The following is a 2,509-nucleotide window of genomic DNA, read 5'->3' as shown; positions in this document are numbered from 1 at the left end:
CCATAAGAATAAATAATATACTTTTTAAAGTATTTTTGTTTTCCTATAGTCCAAATCCTATCCCAAATTAAAGCAATGACAAAAAATATGAAAAAATATAAAGTTATAAGTCCTATTTCTCTCATGATATTCTCCTTTTAAATCTTTTTTCATAATTTTACCATAAAATCATTAAGTTTCCTTATACATTTTTTAAATTTTCTTCTATTTATTATGATTTTTCTAAACTATTCAACCCAAGTTACTATATCATCCATCTCTTGTCTTGTCTTTTCTCTTTTTGGTCTCTCTTTTCTATATCCAAAAGCAGCCATACAAGCTACTCCAAATTTACTTTTATCTAGTATTCCTTCTTTTTCTAGGATTTCTTCTACCTTTTCTCTATCATAGCCTTCTATAGGACATGAATCTACTCCTATTACAGCTGCAGATGTCATCATATTAGCCATTGCAATATAAACTTGCTTACATGCCCAATCAAAAACTCCATTTTTAGAATCAAACATTTTTGCATCATTCTTTTGATAATCTTCTACTTTTTCTCTTCTACCAGCTCTAACATCGTCTGGTATTTCGTGTATATCTTTCATTATGTGTTCTATGTATTCTGAATCATAGCTCATTTCATCTTTATTTCTAGCTAAAAATACAATAAAATGACTTGCTGTTGGTAATTGTCCTTGTGCCCCCCAAGATACTGGTAATAATTTTTCTCTTATCTCCATATTTTGAAGAATTACAAAGTGCCATGGTTCAAGTCCTAAAGAACTTGGAGACAATCTTCCTGTTTCTAAAATAAAATCAAAATCCTCTTTTGGTATTTTTTTACTTGCATCAAACTCTTTACATGCGTGTCTAAATTTAAATCCTTTTAATAATTCTGTTTTTTGATGAACTGTATGCATAATAAATCACTCCTTCTATTAATAATTACTATTATATAATAAAATAGTTTTACCAATATGTCACTGGTAAAACTATTCCATTTATACTTTAATATTATTTTGTTAAATTATAAACCACTTTTCTTTTTCCTATAAAATATCCTAACATTCCAAATATTCCACCTATAATAGGATATCCTAAAGCAGAACTATTTAAAAATATAAATATTGCTATAAAATATACTACTAAAGTTACCCCTAATGATATTTTAATATTCATTCTTAATCTTCCACTTAAATATCCCTGTAATGCTATTATCAGTGGATTACCTACTACCATTCCTATAATTAACAACCCTTTTAAGCTAGAATAAGTAGTATTATCTAATGTAAAATTTAAAATCATCGGTATTAAGATAAAAAAACTTGGAAATATTACTATTGCTTTTCTCATAACTACTCCTTTACCCCTTTTTATTTAATTATAATATTATTTTCCTTTTTTTACCTTAAACATATCTTAAATATTTTTATCATTAACTAATTCTATAGCTTCTTTTCCTGTTAAATGCATTATATCTAATTCTATAATTCTAACATTCTTTATAAATCTATTTATTTCTTCTTCAATACCCGCATCATCATCTTTACAATATTTTGTTGAAAGTACTTTCAAAAAGTTTCTCATTTCTTTTTCATCATCTATTACTCTAACTTTTCCAAATGCAATTACGCTTCTAAAATAACTAGTATACTTCTCTGGAACAATCTTATCTTGATCAATTATTGTAAAAGACCCTTTTTCATTATTTTTTATTGCATCTATTTTATGTCCATCTTTTGCACTATGGAAGTATAACTTACCATTTCTATAAACATAGTTTACTGGAACTCCATATGGAAATTCATTATCACCTAAAACACATAAAACTCCACTAGTATTTCTTTCTAATATAGCTTTACATTCCTCCTCATTAAGTTTTTGTTTTATTCTTCTCATCTCTCTAAACATAATTTATTTTCTCCTTCGTTATTTTTTATAAAAGAAAAGCCTAGGAAATATAAAAATATCTCCCAGGCTTTTCTCCTTCCGTGTACACACTATTGTGTGCCTATCCTCTCGGACCAGTCTAATAATTGCTTATTACGGAACCCTAGAATAGTTTTGTTGTTTAAAATAATATCATATCCAACTTTTTATGTCAAATTTCTAGAAAATTCTTCATTACAATATCTTTTCTATTCTTACATGATATAATTAACACATACAATTAACTATGAGGTGATTATTATGAATATCTCTTTTAAAACCGATTTAGGCAGATTCAATTTTAGAGTCGCTGCTTTAATAATTAAAAATAATCGTTTATTGATTCATACATTAAAAAACAGTTCTTTCTATTTGCTTCCAGGTGGTAGAGTTGATGTTGGTGAAGATAGTGAAACATCTCTTTTACGTGAATTAAAAGAAGAACTTAAAATTAATGCTTCTATAGACTCCTTATTATGGGTAAGTGAAGGTTTCTTTACTCATAATGCTGAAAGATTTCATGAGTTAGGCTATTATTACTCAGTTCAATGTACAACACCAAACTCTATCTTAGAAAAGGATTCTTTTGAAATTG

Annotated in this window: 4 protein-coding genes and 1 riboswitch; of the genes, 1 reads left to right on the top strand and 3 read right to left on the bottom strand. The window is 27.1% G+C overall.

From position 1 onward, the window contains the following. Positions 1-227: 227 nt before the first annotated feature. The 3 genes from Q0W06_RS19625 to Q0W06_RS19615 form a co-directional block, all read right to left on the bottom strand. Positions 228-905: an NAD(P)H-dependent oxidoreductase gene (locus Q0W06_RS19625; protein ID WP_297639883.1), complete on the bottom strand. Its 678-nt coding sequence runs from the start codon at positions 903-905 to the stop codon at positions 228-230. Positions 906-999: 94 nt separating this feature from the next. Next, positions 1,000-1,338 carry a hypothetical protein gene (locus Q0W06_RS19620; RefSeq protein ID WP_297639881.1) on the bottom strand — a complete coding sequence of 113 codons (339 nt, stop codon included), beginning with the start codon at positions 1,336-1,338 and terminating at the stop codon, positions 1,000-1,002. Positions 1,339-1,404: 66 nt separating this feature from the next. Then, the gene (locus tag Q0W06_RS19615; protein ID WP_297639879.1) at positions 1,405-1,896 is read right to left on the bottom strand and encodes a pyridoxamine 5'-phosphate oxidase family protein; all 492 of its coding nucleotides are present in this window, start codon (positions 1,894-1,896) and stop codon (positions 1,405-1,407) included. A 57-nt stretch (positions 1,897-1,953) separates the two neighbouring features. Next, positions 1,954-2,053, bottom strand: a riboswitch (guanidine-I (ykkC/yxkD leader). 122 nt (positions 2,054-2,175) lie between these two features. Between Q0W06_RS19615 and Q0W06_RS19610 the strand changes: the two genes are divergently transcribed. Next, positions 2,176-2,509: NUDIX domain-containing protein (locus Q0W06_RS19610; protein WP_297639877.1), on the top strand; the 334-nt coding region annotated here is incomplete at its 3' end.

This window comes from uncultured Clostridium sp. (assembly GCF_947072515.1).
Taxonomy (GTDB): Bacteria; Bacillota; Clostridia; order Clostridiales; family Clostridiaceae; genus Clostridium.
The sequence above is the reverse complement of the archived record's forward strand: the minus strand, read 5'-3'. Positions and strand labels throughout refer to the sequence as shown.